This is a genomic window from Nocardia otitidiscaviarum NBRC 14405, from assembly GCF_000308635.1.
GTDB classification, from domain to species: Bacteria; Actinomycetota; Actinomycetes; order Mycobacteriales; family Mycobacteriaceae; genus Nocardia; species Nocardia otitidiscaviarum.
In genome coordinates, this window is record NZ_BAGD01000073.1 from 1 (window position 1) to 823 (window position 823).

An 823-nucleotide genomic window follows, 5' to 3' on the forward strand; every position below is an offset into this window, starting at 1 on the left:
CGGGGAGGGCTTCGACGGCTTGGTAGATGTCGGCGGAGCCCATGCGGATGCCGTTGCGGTTGAGGGTGGAGTCGGAGCGGCCGTGGACGATGATGCTGTCGTGGTCGGTGATGGTGATCCAGTCGCCGTGGCGCCAGATGCCGGGGTAGGTGTCGAAGTAGGCGTCGTGGTAGCGGGTGTGGTCGGGGTCGTTCCAGAACCGGACGGGCATCGAGGGCATGGGGGCGGTGATGACGAGTTCGCCGACCTCGCCGCGCACGGGGTGGCCGTGGTCGTCGTAGGCGGCGACGGCGGCGCCGAGGTAGGGCACCGAGAGTTCGCCGGGCCAGACCGGGACGGTGGGGACGGCGCCGAGGAAGGCGGAGACGACGTCGGTGCCGCCGCTGATGGAGGCGACGGGGAGGTCGCCGATGTGGTCGCGCAGCCACAGCGAGGAGGTCGGGGGTAGGGCGGAGCCGGTGATGCCGATGCTGCGCAGGGCGGTGAGGTCGTGGTCGCGGGCGGGGTGGGTGTCGGCTTTGGCGCAGGCCAGGACGTAGCCGGGGCTGGTGCCCAGGACGGTGGTGGCGGTGGTGGCGGCGAGTGTCCAGAGGGTGTCGGTGGTGGGGTGGGTGGGGCTGCCGTCGTAGCAGACGATGGTGGCGCCGACGAGGAGTCCGGCGATCTGGAAGTTCCACATCATCCAGGAGGGGCTGGTGTACCAGAAGAAGGTGTCGGTGGGGCCGAGGTCGGTGTGCAGGGCGATGGCTTTGAGGTGTTCGAGCAGGACGCCGCCGTGGCCGTGGACGATGCCTTTGGGTTTGCCGGTGGTGCCCGAGGAGTA

At 70.0% G+C, this 823-nt stretch carries 1 protein-coding gene; it reads right to left on the bottom strand.

What is annotated here, in order from left to right; translation table 11 throughout:
* Positions 1 to 823: AMP-binding protein (locus ON31_RS14790; protein WP_039814207.1), on the bottom strand; the 823-nt coding region annotated here is incomplete at both ends.